The following is a 14,610-nucleotide window of genomic DNA, read 5'->3' as shown; positions in this document are numbered from 1 at the left end:
TTGGAAGTTTAATCAAATATAATTAGTTCTCAAGACATATGATAAGGTTTATTTTCTTGATCCCGCTGCTACTTGCAGTATCTGCTTGTAAAAAAGAGTACAGTAATGATGATGTGACACTCTACACCTGGAAGAGGGAGTTGTACAGGGCGAGAGTGCATCCAGATGGCCCGGCGACCTTCAGTAATAGTGATCCCAAGGTTGTAAGAAATACTGATGCCGTATTTATGCGTGAAGATATCATCATTCTTACTGAATACAAAAAGGACCGACAGCAGGATAGTATCTTTAATGCGAGCGGAAGGACTATGGCCTATAAATATAAAAAGCTGGACAGGGTAGATAGATAATGCTTATCTCACTATCAAGCAAAACAGATTAGTGGCGTGTTAAGTTATGACAAAATCGCAATTGAAGCAGCGTTGGCAAACAGCGGAGGGGCAACGTCTTCTGTTAGCAGTAAGGAAATCATTCAAAAGAAAGAAGAATATAGCAGATTTACCGGGAATTTCTTTTGTGGATGGAAGAATTGATCTTAGGGGAGCCCCGCTTTCCGAAGTTGTAAAGAGTCAGGTAGTTGGCACAAAAGAGCACTCTTTTGAAATAAACTATGGAAGTCTGGATGTGAAGCGAGCGAGTTTAGTCGGTATTGATTTTTCTTACGCTAATATCAGTTATGCATACTTTCAGGGTTGCAAATTTGATAATTGTTTTTTTGATTCTACTGTAGCAAAAGGAATAAGGATTTACAACTGCGATTTCAGCTCGTGTGATTTTAATGCCTGCAACTTGTCATATGCATTCTTAAACTCGAATATTGCTGATAATGCAGGGTCGTACATAAATTGTAATTTTAAAAATTGTAATTTAAAGGAGACATTTTTCTCATTTCCTCTGATAGAGCACTGCATATTTGATAACTGCAAGTTTTACGCAACGGACTTTGACGGGTCCAGAATGCGAAACGTTAAGTTTATCGGGAAGGTTGAGTCTCCGATATTCAGGGGATTCTCGACGAACGCTCAAACTTCTATCCTTTGGTTGTTCAATAGAATTGACCCAAGGGATTATCGTAATCGGATGGAAAATGTTGACTTTACTGAAGCAGAACTTGACGATCTCCTTTTTCTTGACGAGATTGATATTAGCAGTTGTCGTTTTCCAGCTACTGGTGAATTTATTTTGGTGAAAGATATACACGCAGTATTTCCAAATATGCGGGCACATATTGAATCTGAATGGGAAGGTGAGGACAGGCGGCAAGGACTGTTTTTAATCGACAACCTTTTTTACAGTGAAATGAAGCAAGGAATGAAAATGGATCTAATATCAACTGTTCGGAACAAGTATTTAACGGAAGCCTTTCAAACCAGGTTCTTTACTTTTTTGAAGGAGGTCGTATCTTCGGCGGAGTCCTTCTAATTATTTCTTTCATGTTGCAAACTATAAACTACCCTATACTGCACCTTTTTAAGGCCGATAAGAATATATACACGAAAGCAAAGGGTCCTGAACTGGCCAGTACTTCACTTTTTGGCATCTTTAAGGATTCGTATATTTTAGATGCTCAGGGTAAATTTTTTCAGGTACGAGGTGTAAGGAGAGTTGGATGGGCGTATTTTTTCGGGTATCATCCGCTTATGAAGGGTAGAACGGCAAGAGTAGAATATGAATTCGAGGATGTGAATCAGTTGGCACTACCCAAGTTCAAGGAATATGTGATTGAGCGCTTGAAAAGCGGCGTGAGTAAAGGGTTCTGGTATTCGAAAAAAGACATTCCTATGCTGATAAGAAAGGTTGAAGATGCGAGTAGCTATAGTGTTGTTGTTGAATGTTTTATGTAGATGTGGAAGATACTTACTGATATGATTAAGCTTATAAGTACTTTCCTAGTTATAATGGTGTTTCAAACATGTAATTATTACAAAAAAAGAAATAGTGTGACCAAGCTTGATTTTGATACTTCCCATCATCAGTTTTTTTTTTTGTCGATAAAGGCGTGGAAGACTATAAAGCTGAGCAATTCTGGACAGATTATGCCGATAAATCAAGACTAGCAGTTTCAAATGGCACGCTTGGAGTGCTTACTGGATGATAAAGGACCTGAAAAATAGATTGCCAAAAGAAGTCATTAGATCAATATACAGAAATGGTGTTTCTGTGGTTGCGGATTGGGTATCTCCAGATACTGTAAATTTTGCTGACAATGACAATCGGAGTAAATGCATCTAGAGATACAAAGGCAACGATGAGCAATTAGTACGAAATCCATTAGACGAGCCTGCAGTTAAACGTAGAGAACCAGTGAAATATGAAAAGAGCAGTTTTTATAACATTAATTTCTTTCATCCTTTCCTGCGCAATTAACCGCGAAGATATTATTGTGCGATATCGAACTAACGGATTGAATGAGACATTAATCAAATATTCCATGAATGTACCTAAGCAACATAAACTGATTACTTTAAAAGGAGGGCATGGGGAACTGGAAAAACAATACATCTATAAAGATTCGTCAAAGTTGTATATATCCGATTTCGGTCAGAGTATGCTAAACTACGACAATATTTTGTCCCTAGGCGATAGCATGGCAAACGAGCGATTTGAGGCACTAGACTTAAAAGCTAAACTAGCGGAAGAATTGGGCCGGGAATACAGGCTGAAGACAATAATTTTGGAAGGTAAGACCAAAAATGGGCACTATTGGAAAGATGTGCGGTTAGGGGTTCTAAGTATTGGGTATGTCGGTGTAAGTGAGAAGAGAAAGGCGGAATTTGAAAAAGCGCTCAATTCTTTAAAGAGATTGTAAATATTTAGTTATCAAAAAATTATTTCCCATTTCACAAATATGCTTATACGAAAGGTTGAATGCGAGTAGTTATAGGTCTGTTATTGAATGTTTTATTTGATTACCTTCAGGAACAGAATGGACAATGTGAAATAAATTAATGGGTGAATACTTTATGGTAAATAATGTGAAACTGTTGGACAGAATAAATTTGCAGAAGTATATTTCCCGATGTTGTTGGTTAATTTTTGTAAATCAACAAATACTAGATTTTTGAAATGGATTAAAGAAGAAGGCGGCGGCATGTTTGACGATTTTCAATTAGTCTATTATGAAATATGTAAGTCTGATAATATAATTGATGTAATAAGCCGCCCGTCATCGCAGAGATTGGAATTGACGACGTGAATTAATATTGATTTACTTGAACTTTGTGATATGCTGAACTATAATCTATACAACCATATTGATGATAAAGAATTTTTGAAAATAGAAGAGAGGTTAAGTTCTATTGAAAAGTTGATGATTAATAAGCTTAATTCTGATGGTTGGAAGTTAACTCAGCCAGTAAAAACAAACGATGCTTTAATTGTCGACTTTATTTTTGATGACGGGTTTTTTATGGGGAATATTGGGATTATTTGTGTAGATAATCCCTCTGGAGATGTGTTCTCTTTCTATGTTACCAAGAGTTATGACGATCTGCAGTGCAGATATTTCGTAAAGCGGTTTGTCGTGGAAAATGAAAGCCTGCTTTTTTTTGAGCAAAATATTGGATTAGTATTAGATGAAGCGCTGAAATTATATAGACTATGGGATAAAAGCTATATTGTTGAAAATGGTTTAGTTTAGTTATTCCAAGTCTCACTCTTAGCGAAGGATTATGTATATTATCAAGGGTCAATGGCTTAACGTAGCACAAATAGCGCTGCTGATGAATTGGTATGGAAGGATAAGTTAGAGCACTAGGAATTCTGCATGTGTCTATAGAATTTAGGCGACTCAACAAGACATTTACGGATTTGAAAGAGACAACGATATAACCCTTATATTTGTATAATATTTAACGCTGATGATAAGAATAAAAATCCTCGCAACTCTGCTGGTGTCTTCTTCAACACTTTGTTTTGGACAAGATTTACCAAAAGAAAGATCTAACAGCCATGTTCAGATCCAGGGAACAAATATTTTCATGATTCCACCTAAATCATTTCAACATTCAGGGAATTTCAAAGGGTTTCAAAATCCAGGTGATCCAGCCTCAATGATAATGACACTCGAGATTCCAGGGCCATACTCAGAGGTTAAGAAAGGGTTCAATGCAGATATGCTCAAAACAAAGGGTATGATTCTGAAAAGCAGGAAGGACATCAAAGTAGCCAGCTTCGATGCGTTACTTATAGAAGTAAACCAATCTGCCAACAACAGAATATTTGCAAAGCATATTCTAATATATGGCAATGAAAAGTCAACTACGCTCATAAACGGGATCTACCTGAGCGACTCATTAAAAATAGGCCAGGACATTAAGCAAAGTATTTTATCGACCTTTGTAGACTCACAGTGGACGGGCAATCCTAGAGAAGCATTGGGTTATTCATTGAATGAAAGTGCTGGCTCATTAAAGTTTAAAGCTGTCGTTGAAAATGGAATGATCTTTAATCGAGATTTAAAAACACCCACGGAAAGTATCGACAAAGCTACCTTAATAACTGACAAATCATTTGCGAAAACAGACATTGAAAACAAAAAATTATTTTGTGTATCACGACTTAAAAAGTATCCTGACAGCTACTCTTTAATTACGGACAAAGGAATAAACGAGATTGAATTGGATAGCCTAAAGGGGTATGAGCTTTTCGCAAAGAACAGTAATCATTTGGAAGAAGAGATGTATCAGGTCATTGTGTTTGCTGATGACGGCGGCTACTATTTATTTGTAGGGACATATATGAGCGATAGCGAGCAGGCTAAGACAGATATAAAGAATATTATCAGAACATTTAAGAGGACGAAATAACTTTTATGATAGACTATGTGATAGATATTAACAGAAATGGTAAAATTTCAATAGAGTTCATGGAAGAAAAAGGGATTTTGGTGTCAAAACATACCTTAGCTGAAAGATAGATTCATCATATCCACCAATGAACCTTAGTTATTTTTTCATCGGCCTAATCAGCGTTCTGCTTGGCTCGTGGACTGCCGTTCGGCATAAATTCTATAAGTACAGTTCGGACGATATGCTTTTTGCTACAAAGCTAAGGGTATTTGCTGCATCGATAATAATGTTGTTATTTGGAGTAGCGATTTTGGCAAATGAGATTATAAAACTGCTTTTTTAAACCCAGAAAAAAATGTGTTAGATTTTGAGAGGCCACCGTCCCTTCTTACTTACTAGGGGTAAATGATTTAGTTATAAATAAAGCCTGGACGTTAAATGATTACGATCGACTAAAAGTTGAACTGGAGAATCTTCTCAAAGATACGGTCATACCCTTTTTTAACTCAAGATACCAGGAAAGCGATAATAACCTTTTTAGATGAAAACAGAATTGTAGGGAGTACGGCCTTGGTTAAACTACAGCATGAGGAACTAAGACTATGAGAGAGAATACATCTGATTCTTTAATACGTTTGGAAGCGTCTAAGGCTCTGAAGAAAATAAGCGATGACACTACTTATGATCCCCGTACGAGGTGATAGCTGATGGAATCAATTGGAGTGTTTACAAAATAAGCATATCAGTAGATGTTTCCTGAACTGAAAACAAATAATCCTTGAATGAGAAGATATTTTTCAAAATACCAATGGATGATGATTTTACTCTCGTTATTATCCACTTTATACTTCGTATATTTCTATTTTCAAAATAGGGAATTAGAACGAGCTGGTGTTGCTTCATTTCATACCATAACAAAGCAAACATGTGCGCGGTATAAGGGGCATTCTTCATTGGATATTATTGTAAAGGGCAAAAGGTATTTAATACGGCTGGCTAACCAGGAATGTACAAAATATCCAGTCGGTTCTAGAATCAAGTTGATTTACCATGCGGAATATGATTATTTCTATATACCGGACGGTCTTAAACGTGACAAAACGCGGGTTTTAATATCGGTTATTTTTCTAGGGTTCTGTCTGTTGCCTTGGGGGGTCGCTAAATATTATATGACGCGGTATAATGTAAGTAGGGGATCGAAGCATCGCTTCAAATAATTATATTGCACTTGCCATAATTAATCTTGAATCGATGCTTAATGAATTTTAACAAGCTTGTTAAGGAATATCTAAGCCCTACACTTCGTCAGTTTGGATTTGAAGTCGTTGATGATTTTATGGGTTTCATCACATTTAAGAATGACGAGATAACAGTTATTCTCTCTTACGATCACAATTCGTCATATGAAGTTGATATGGTTCTTTGTTTTGGTAGCTACAGCATATGTTATGGATATAGTGAGCTGAACGAGTTGTTTAACAGTGAGCAAAAACTATCGGCTACTCAAATTTGTAACACTCCCTTTCTGGTGAGATGGTTGGAGGAAATCGATATATTTCTAAGAAGCAAACTGGAATACGTTTTATCAAATACACAGATCGTTCATAAGGCGTTACAAGTGGTTCAGCAACGTCGCCTTGAAATCTTAGAAAAAGAGCAAGACCAGGGAATAAGAGGTAGGTTAGATGAGCTATGGCAGAGCAAGGACTATGTGGGATTTATTAGACATATGAGAGAATATGGTGGTCATTTGGAGGGTAGTATCGAAGCGAAATATAAATATGCTTTGAAAATGATCAATAAAAAACATAATGCCTGAGGCGTGATAAAATCATGATTTTACGACACTTGATCAATTTTATGATTTCCTTAAACGTGTTTGCCGGGTATTTTGCAAAAAAGTACTGGTCAAGGAATACAAACTTTTCGGAGGACTACACAAAAGGTACAGGTCTTGCCACATTGTTTATATGTAACTGTTCAATCGTGTTATCGATTGCAGATAATTTTACTGCAGCTAAGGCTTGGATATTCTTTCTGTCCATATATTTTATCGGGGTCGAGATACTCTTCAATAAAAAGATTAATTGGAGTGTAAACCATTTTGATGAAAGTGGCTTCAAAGACTATTTTTTCCTATTTTGGATTTACTTGATTGTGGGTTTAGGGTCGCTATTTATGCTATCTGTAGGATAGAGAATACAAAGTCACAACCCCTGCAAAGCTTGCTTTACGGCATCTTTATTTGGTTTAGACACTGGTATTTTTTCGCCAGAGATTAGCAGCAATACACCGCCGTCTTCCTTTAGCCAGCTTTTTACGTATTTTGGGTTTACGAGATGGCTTTGGTGTGTGCGTAAGAAGCCGTTGGGGCGCAGCAGGTCCGCGTATTCTTTGAGGGGTTTTGAGACGAGTATTTTTTCATTTCCGGCAAGGAAGAAATGGGTATAGGTATTGTCGGCTTCGCAGCGGATAATTTCAGACAGGTTTATATACCGGATCTCGTTTTGCATGGGCAGGGCTATTTTGCTTACCGATGGTTCTGGCTTCTTAAGTTGCTGGAGCAGGAAATCGAGTTGGGAGGTTGGAAAGTGTGCTGCGAGTTTGCGCTCGGCCATATTTACGGCATTGAGCAGTTCATCTATGTCTACAGGTTTCAAGAGGTAATCCAGAGCGGCAAACTTTACGGCTTGTATGCCGTACTGGTCGTACGCCGTCACAAAAATCACTTCAAAGTTACGTGCTGGAAGCAGTTTCAGCACGTCAAAGCCGGTCTGATCACCCATCTGGATATCGAGAAACACGAGGTCGGGCTTGCTTTGTTCTATTGCCGACACAGCGTCGGCTACATTTTGCGCGGTTGCCATGATGGTTAGCTGCGGACAGTGCTTGCTGAGCAGTGTCCGCAGGTTTTCCAGGTTAGATTTCTCGTCGTCTATTAAAACTGCTCTCATCATATTAGCCAATCGGTTATGGTTAAAGTTACCCGGGTGCCTGTGGTGGTCGACTGTATTTCCAGCGTAAACCTGTTTTCTTTGTAAATGCTATTGAGCAAAGCTATACGGCTTTCGCTTAATTGCAAGCCGAGGCCGTCGCTCTTTTTTTGTGGATCGAAGCCTCTGCCGTTGTCGACCACCGACAGAATAAGATCATTTGCCTGCTTGTTGAATGCGACGAGAATGGTACCGTTTTCAGCTTTGTGTGAGATGCCATGCTTCACCGCATTTTCTACAAATGGCTGTAGCAACATGCTTGGGATTTCGGTGTTATCGGCGTCAATTTCTTCTGAAAGTTTGATCTGGTAGGCGAAACCGAAACGCAGTTGTTCCATTTGAAGATAATCGTCGAGCAGTGTTTTTTCTTGCTTTAAACTAATCAGGTCGTTGTTGGCCAATACGTTGCGGGTCAGCCTTGCAAATTTCGACAGGTATTTGTTGGCCTTATCTGTCTCGTTCTTGTTCATCAGGTTTTGAATGCCCGACAGTGCATTAAAAAGGAAGTGCGGATTTAGCTGGGAACGTACGGAGTTAAGCTGAAGCTTTGCAATGTCTTTCTGCTGCTGCTCTTCGGTGAGCTTCTTTTTGTTTCTTTTTCTGGAAATATACGAGATTATTAGGAAGATCAATCCGAGGCTTAGGGCGACTAACAGGGTGTATATGATAAGTTCTTTTTTTGTATAGTTTTGCTCCTCGAGCGTAATGGAGAGTGTATGTCTGGTGACGTATTTTTCTATATCTTTTGCGGTCAGGTCGCAGTCCAGGCATCCTTCCCATTTAAGCGAGGGCTCGATGATGATTTCGTAGTCTCCCGATTTCTTAAAAACGCTCTTATCGATGTTAACGTGCGGTGAGGCTCTATATAATTCATCTGTGTAGCCACCAAATTTCCAGATATCTGACTTGAATACTATTTCGTCACGTTGTTTATCTCTTATAGAGATGGAATAGACGTAGTCAATGTCCGACACTTCTTTTATAATGGTTAACTCGTCGTCTTGCTCTCGGAATGTGATCTCCGTTTTATCTTTTAGATTGAGAATGTTATCATAGTCAACTCCCCGCTCGGTTTTGAAGCGTTTTGACATGAACTGGATTTTTGCTTTCGGCAATGGCTTGCCATAGAAAACTGTTTTGTAGACGTCTGCGGGCTTTTCGATATCATAAGTGAGGATAGTTAGAACCTTATCCTTTATTGTGAATATCCCGAAACTCACTGCGTTAAATATTTCTTCGTCCCCGGCCTGTGCATCCTTGATTTGGGACGTCTCGATCGGCTTGTTTAACACAATGGATTTATTGTCATCCAGAATCGTATATCTGTAGTTCTCTGCTTTGATGTTCTTTCTAAAAAAGATCCGTATGCTTACGTTGTGAACTTCGGGTAAGAAATTAAAGGAGATATGAGGCTGGTTGGGAAACGCATTGGCATAGAAAACATTCTTGGCACCACTGTCTACGCTCATAAGCATTTTGTTGCCTGCGGCAGAAATTCGTTTGTAGTCAATGCCCTTTTGTGCCTGTGCTATTGTTAAGACCAGAATGCAGCCAAGAAGTGTAAGGATCAGCTTTTTCATACTTGTTGAGTTTAATTTTCATCAAACTTGTAGCAATAATAGGAAAACAAAAACCATAAAACAGGAAACCCCATGTTTCAAATAGTAGCGGCATGGTTTTGTAAAGTATTTGATTATCGTTACCTTCAGGAAAATTTATAAGTTATGAAACGCTCTCAAATCAGGTTCATACTTTGTCTATCGCTGTCCACTTTACTTTCACTAAGTGCAGTACAATGGTCTGTTTTAGATAAAGCTGTTAGTGTGCTCCAACGCTGGTCGGATTCTCATCCGCTGGAGAAGGTGTATTTGCATACCGATAAACCTTACTACCTGGTTGGTGATACGATATGGTTTAAGGCTTATGTAACGGTTGGTGCAAGACACCGCTTGTCGGACTTAAGCGGGGCGGTTTACGTAGATCTTATTGATGAGGCAGATTCGGTGGCGCAAAGTTTAAAATTACCGGTTACTTCTGGTATGGCCATCGGTGATTTCGTTTTGCATGATAGTGCTGCGAGAGAGGGCAATTATCGTCTTCGCGCGTATACGCAGTGGATGCGGAACGCTGGTTCGGATTATTTCTACGACCAGACGTTTAGTGTGGGCAATTCGGTAGCAAATACGGTGTTTTCCGGGATAAGTTACCGGTACCAGCAGGACGGAGGCGGTACGCAAACCTATGCGGTGCTTCGGTTTACAGACCAGGACGGTAAGCCGTTTTCGGGTAAAAAGCTGGATTATCATTTGAAAGAGAGTTACAAGACTATCTTTAGCGGGTCGACCAAGACTGACGAAGCGGGAGAGGTTAGTGTTAACCTGTCGCGGTTAAAGGCGCCTGACGATATGCACAGCAGATATTTTGTTGCCAGTATGGAGGTGTCTAAAAATCTGGTGGTGCGGAAGACCTTTCCGGTGCATCAGTCGGCCGCTGCGACTGACATACAATTCTTCCCAGAGGGTGGGCATATGGTAGAAGGGCTGAGAAGCCGCATAGCTTTTAAGGCCACAGCTGCGAATGGGCTTGGTGTGGCTGTTGCCGGGAAGATCCTTGACAGTAAGGGGGTTGAGGTTGCTTCTTTTGATACTCAACATCTGGGCATGGGCTATTTCGGCTTGCAGCCGGAGCCGGGAAATGTTTATACCGCAAAGATAGGCCACAAGGACGGATCTGTTCAGACCATAGATTTACCAAAAGCTCAAAAAAGCGGGCATGTCCTTGAGGTCGGCCTTCCTGAGCAAAACACGGAGTCATTGCTTGTCCGCGTCCACTCTGATGCAGAGGCTGTAAGGAGGTCGGCACGCCTTGGGTTGCTGGCGCAATTTGGAGGAACTGTTCAAGCAAGGTCGGAGTTCCAGATTTCTAAGGCAATAACTGAGGTCAAAATACCACTTGCAGGGGTGCCAACCGGCGTTTTGCAGTTGACGCTTTTTACAGAACAAGGTTTACCGGTCAACGAACGTGTGGTTTTCGTGAGGGCTAAAGATCAGCTTGTTTTGGATATTACGTCTGGCAAAGACACTTTTATGCCAGGTGAACGTATAGATCTGGGGCTTTCGGCATCCGACCAGTTGGGAAGTCCTGTATCTGGTAACTTCTCAGTTTCGGTTGTGAATGACGATATCGTGCCGTTCGACCCGAATAAGGAGCGCTCTATTTTTTCTCAATTGTTGTTGAGTGCTGATATAAGGGGTTATATTGAACAGCCAAACTATTATTTTACAGATCTGACTGCTGACAAAGACAAGCATCTAGATTTGTTAATGATGACGCAGGGTTACCGGAGGTTTGCTTGGAAGGATTTGCTTGGCGGAGAACCTTTCGTCGCAAAGTATCAGCCTGAAAAATTACTTATTGATATTACCGGGCGGGTAACCGACCTTAAAAATAAGCCGGTCCCTAACGCTAAAATACAAATGCTGAGTAATAAGGCAGGGGTGGTTTTAGATACGGTGGCCGACAATAATGGTGAGTATAGGTTCGGTAATTTACTTGTGCTACACGGAGTTTCGTTCAGCTTTCAGGCCAGGACTGCAGGAAATAGCGACCGGGTCATGATTCATATTGATAGAGTTCTTCCTGAGCCGGTGTTGCGTAACCCAAATGCGGCGGATGTGAATAAAGATATCAGGCCGCTAACCAAAACTACCCTGGAGGCTAGTCTCCGTCAGGATATGGAACAGGAACGTCTGGGGAAGCTAAGTCGGGTGCAGCAGTTGAGGGAAGTGCAGATCAGGGCTTCCACCAGATGGAACAAGGCGTACGGCATCAATGAAAGTCAGGCAGATGAGGTTTATAGGCCAGACCCGAGAAGGCCTTGTAAAACTTTAATGGAATGCTTAGAGGAAATGGATGCTTCCCGGGTAAGATTCCGTCTCGTTGAGGACTCGGTAGAAAATTGCGGGAAGGTCTGGATGCCCTTTTATCAGAACGATGCTTATTTTGTTATGATTGATAACATGGCCGTATCGGCTTGTGACTACCAGACTTTTCTGACGAGTGAGCATCCGGACGACATTGATCGTGTTTATCTATCTCACGAAAGCCCGACGATTAGTAGTAGGCTGGGTTCTATGGCAGGAGCTTTGGGCCAGAGATATGTAATGGCGATATGGACAAAGCAGAAAAGCTTCCGGAAGAAATATAACCCATCTATTGCGCATTATTCGCCCAAGGGGTTTGACAATGCTAAGTTGTTCTATGTGCCGAAAAACCCTGTAACCGATAGCGACGCTTTTAGAAAGGACGTCGCCACTACTTATTGGAACCCTTCATTATCGGTGGGCTCCGGTAGGAACGGGCAGTTCAGTTTTTATGCAGCACCCCGACCTGGAAACTACCGGGTTACTGTTGAGGGAATTGATACTGAAGGCCGCCTGGGCCGTCACATTCAAAGAGTAAAGGTGAGGTGATAATATCTTATTTACCGGGCAGGTATTCGTAAGGCAACATGTCGGCAACTCTTTTTTGGGCCAGGTAACCGTAGATATAGAAGGTCTTTGGGTTAGGATAACTGCCCCGGCCGTCTATCAGCGCTTCATCAGCAACTAATCGTATAAAGGAGGCCTTTTTCGCGAAGGGTATGACTTTCCGGCCATGTAGCGGTTTGGTGATTTTGGCTTTCTTCGCACTGTGTTTGAGGTACAGATTCGGAAATCGGAATGATTTAAATGACGCGTCCACTGGAGTCACCAGTGTGTCAAATAGCATCGGGCTTTGTTCGATAGCCACCAGATCCATGGAATGCTTAATCACGTTGTTATGGAACTGTTGTGCGGTAAATCCTTCCTGCGCTACCGTGTTCGAAAATACCGAGCGTAAAAAGTGCATCATTGAGCCCTGATAGGAGACGGATCGGTTTTTTTCCCATTGTTTAACCTCCTGGTCAGATCCCGGAAGTTTTTCAAACACCACCTGCCCGTTGTAAAGTGCCACGCCCATACCAGCATCATGTTCAAAGGAGGTGAGCAGATAGCGAAGCTTATACCCAAGGTGCCTATTTTCTATGATTATAAATTCATTGGTTGAAGCCAGTAGTTTCTTTCCCCTTGAGGAGAATTCGATGACTTGCGGGTTTACAATAACACATTTTTTTGCTGCGGCGGAAGTTCCAAGAAAAGTCTTTTTAAATTTTTCAAAGTTCTCTTTGAAGCGGTCGGGACCGATCCTTACTTCGTTTAATTGGATGGTTTTCTGTTTAAGTATAATGTGTGTTTCTGCATTTTCATCCTGAAGCTGAACGGTTTCGAGGTGTGTGTCGTACCCGAGCATGCTAATGGACAGTTCGTAGTTTCCAGGGGCGACCGAAGATATGCTGAAGCGCCCATGTTCGTCAGTTGCGGTAATACGGGTGGTAGCATTGATAAATACAGTTGCTGAAGGGATAGGTTTGGACTGACTGTCTGTTACGCGGCCGCGGATGGTGAACTGGTTTTGCGCGAGGCTTGCCTGAGTGATAAAGGCCAGCAACAGGCATAGGAGCGTTTGAAAGCTTGTGATCTTCATTTGAAAGGTTAATTGTTATACCCAATATAGTATTTATTGGTGAAAACAAGGCCTCTATATCACTTTTGCAAATAGGTTTTCTGGTAGGCAAGCGGACTTTTGCCGGTAATGAGCTTGAAGTGCTTATGAAAGCTGGCGAAGTTGTGAAAGCCGCTTTCGTAGCAGATCTGTTTTACATTCATGTTGTTCTCAATGAGTAGTTTGCAGGCGTGGCCTACGCGTATTTCGCTGATGAACTGGGTGTAGGTTTTGCGGGTCCGCGACTTAAAATACCGGCAGAAGGAATTGGGGCTTATGTTGGCTACCGCGGCCATTTCTTCCATTTGGATCTTTCGTTTAAAGTTGGCCATGGAGAAGTTGTATATGGCGTTGATGCGGTCGTTCTCTGTGTCCTGAAAGTTGGGCCGGAAGCCGATGGAGGAAAGGAGCACGTTGTTTTTACAATTTTCGATCGCCAGCAGGGCCTCCATAAGCCGGGTAATCCTTGCAGGGCCGGTCGACGACAGGATAGATTCGATAATGATCCCTATCTGATGTTTGCTTTTGTCCTGCACTTTTAGTCCCCGTTGGGCTTTTTCGAGGACGTCTTTAAGCGGTTTGTTTTCCGGCAGGCTTAAAAATGTACTGCCCCAGAAGTTCTCCGTAAAATGCACGACCACCACGTCTATATTTGGATGCTCTTCTTCGAAGTGCTGTTCGTCGAATTTCCAGTAGTGCGGAAGGTGTGAACCGACCAAAACCACATCTCCGGCACGGAAGCGTTTGATGCTGTCGCCGATAAACTGGGTGCCAGTACCCTTTATGACATAAATGAGTTCTACTTCGGCATGATAGTGCCAGCGGTTGTTGATATAGGGCACATTGTCGCGCCGTGCGCTGAAAGAGTATAGCGTATCGTTTGAAACTTTGAGTAACTGAGGTTTCATTGGCCAGTGTGGTGTCTGGCTTAAAGATAGGAATTTTATTTTTAGGGCTGGTTGCCGGTTTGCTCGTTGAGGGCCTGGCCAAGCTTTTCTACCTGCTCTTCGTTTAGGTCGCCCCAGATCTGTTCCCACTTTTCTTCGTCTTTGCGCAGCTGGACTTCACTGCCGTTTATTTCCAGCGCATAGTACGGCAGGCCGTCGGTGGTTTCCTTATATTGAACGTTGATAGGGTCTTGAATTCCGCTGATTCCGGGCTCGATGGTAAAGGTTCTTCTCCCTGCTTTTTCCATGGTAAGATATGTTTGTGAAAGGGCTTGCTTTCGGTAGAAACAATGTGAT

The 14,610-nt window shown here is 41.4% G+C and carries 13 protein-coding genes; 8 read left to right on the top strand and 5 right to left on the bottom strand.

The genetic code is table 11. The annotated features are described in order from the left end of the window. Positions 1 to 38 precede the first annotated feature (38 nt). The 7 genes from QEP07_RS04170 to QEP07_RS04140 all read left to right on the top strand — a co-directional run bounded on the left by QEP07_RS04170 (position 39) and on the right by QEP07_RS04140 (position 6,609). Entirely contained in the window at positions 39 to 350 is a 312-nt protein-coding gene (locus QEP07_RS04170) for a hypothetical protein (protein WP_285008668.1), read from the top strand. Between the two features lie 46 nt (positions 351 to 396). Continuing rightward, a complete protein-coding gene (locus tag QEP07_RS04165; RefSeq protein ID WP_285008667.1) occupies positions 397 to 1,422 on the top strand; it encodes a pentapeptide repeat-containing protein in 1,026 nt (341 codons plus the stop codon). Positions 1,423 to 1,433: 11 nt separating this feature from the next. Next, a complete protein-coding gene (locus QEP07_RS04160; RefSeq protein WP_285008666.1) occupies positions 1,434 to 1,844 on the top strand; it encodes a hypothetical protein in 411 nt (136 codons plus the stop codon). A gap of 467 nt (positions 1,845 to 2,311) precedes the next feature. Further along, positions 2,312 to 2,809 carry a hypothetical protein gene (locus QEP07_RS04155; protein ID WP_285008665.1) on the top strand — a complete coding sequence of 166 codons (498 nt, stop codon included), beginning with the start codon at positions 2,312 to 2,314 and terminating at the stop codon, positions 2,807 to 2,809. Positions 2,810 to 3,226: 417 nt separating this feature from the next. After that, complete coding sequence (locus QEP07_RS04150; protein WP_285008664.1) at positions 3,227 to 3,640, top strand: hypothetical protein; 414 nt, start codon at positions 3,227 to 3,229, stop codon at positions 3,638 to 3,640. A 220-nt stretch (positions 3,641 to 3,860) separates the two neighbouring features. Then, on the top strand, positions 3,861 to 4,808 hold the full coding sequence (locus QEP07_RS04145) for a hypothetical protein (protein WP_285008663.1): 948 nt from the start codon (positions 3,861 to 3,863) through the stop codon (positions 4,806 to 4,808). A gap of 1,240 nt (positions 4,809 to 6,048) precedes the next feature. After that, the gene (locus QEP07_RS04140) at positions 6,049 to 6,609 is read left to right on the top strand and encodes a hypothetical protein (RefSeq protein ID WP_285008661.1); all 561 of its coding nucleotides are present in this window, start codon (positions 6,049 to 6,051) and stop codon (positions 6,607 to 6,609) included. A 388-nt stretch (positions 6,610 to 6,997) separates the two neighbouring features. On the opposite strand, the gene QEP07_RS04135 is transcribed toward QEP07_RS04140, so the two are convergent. Continuing rightward, a complete protein-coding gene (locus QEP07_RS04135) occupies positions 6,998 to 7,747 on the bottom strand; it encodes a LytR/AlgR family response regulator transcription factor (protein ID WP_285008660.1) in 750 nt (249 codons plus the stop codon). Then, positions 7,744 to 9,363: a sensor histidine kinase gene (locus QEP07_RS04130; RefSeq protein ID WP_285008659.1), complete on the bottom strand. Its 1,620-nt coding sequence runs from the start codon at positions 9,361 to 9,363 to the stop codon at positions 7,744 to 7,746. Before QEP07_RS04130 ends, QEP07_RS04135 begins: the two co-directional genes overlap by 4 nt. Before the next feature lie 144 nt (positions 9,364 to 9,507). Here QEP07_RS04130 and QEP07_RS04125 point away from each other — a divergent pair, with 144 nt between their 5' ends. After that, positions 9,508 to 12,255, top strand: a complete 2,748-nt coding sequence (locus tag QEP07_RS04125) for a carboxypeptidase-like regulatory domain-containing protein (RefSeq protein WP_285008658.1) — start codon at positions 9,508 to 9,510, stop codon at positions 12,253 to 12,255. Positions 12,256 to 12,262: 7 nt separating this feature from the next. Here QEP07_RS04125 and QEP07_RS04120 read toward each other — a convergent pair whose 3' ends face one another. Genes QEP07_RS04120 through QEP07_RS04110 form a run of 3 tightly spaced genes read right to left on the bottom strand, consistent with a single transcriptional unit; the run spans position 12,263 to position 14,561 of the window. After that, positions 12,263 to 13,348, bottom strand: a complete 1,086-nt coding sequence (locus tag QEP07_RS04120) for a carboxypeptidase-like regulatory domain-containing protein (protein WP_285008657.1) — start codon at positions 13,346 to 13,348, stop codon at positions 12,263 to 12,265. A 59-nt stretch (positions 13,349 to 13,407) separates the two neighbouring features. Then, positions 13,408 to 14,274, bottom strand: coding sequence for an AraC family transcriptional regulator (locus QEP07_RS04115; RefSeq protein ID WP_285008656.1), 867 nt, complete (start codon positions 14,272 to 14,274; stop codon positions 13,408 to 13,410). 41 nt (positions 14,275 to 14,315) lie between these two features. Further along, entirely contained in the window at positions 14,316 to 14,561 is a 246-nt protein-coding gene (locus tag QEP07_RS04110; RefSeq protein ID WP_285008655.1) for a hypothetical protein, read from the bottom strand. Positions 14,562 to 14,610: the final 49 nt, after the last annotated feature.

The sequence above is a fragment of the Pedobacter faecalis genome, assembly GCF_030182585.1.
Classification (GTDB): domain Bacteria; phylum Bacteroidota; class Bacteroidia; order Sphingobacteriales; family Sphingobacteriaceae; genus Pedobacter; species Pedobacter faecalis.
The sequence above is the reverse complement of the archived record's forward strand: the minus strand, read 5'-3'. Positions and strand labels throughout refer to the sequence as shown.